Annotated in this window: 1 protein-coding gene; it reads left to right on the forward strand. The window is 74.1% G+C overall.

Annotation, left to right across the window (positions count from 1 at the left end):
* Nucleotides 1–282: zinc-binding dehydrogenase (locus tag ACLBX8_RS32200; protein ID WP_447716474.1), on the forward strand; the 282-nt coding region annotated here is incomplete at both ends.

Consider the following 282-nt stretch of genomic DNA (forward strand, 5'->3'; position numbering starts at 1 on the left):
CCTCGACATGGTCGGCGGCCCCTACATCGCCCGCAACCTCGGCGCCGTGGCGGTCGACGGGCGCATCGCGCAGATCGCGTTCCAGCAGGGCTCGCGGGTGGCGGAGATCGACTTCCAGCCGCTGCTGATGAAGCGGGTGACGCTCACGGGCTCGACGCTGCGCGCCGGGCCGGTGGCCCTGAAGGCGCGCCTCGCCGAAGCCCTCGCCGAGCATGTCCTGCCGCTGCTCGCGGCGGGCCGCGCGCGGCCGCCGAACGATTCCGTGTTCCCGTTCGAGCGGGT

Source organism: Methylobacterium sp. D48H (assembly GCF_053345715.1).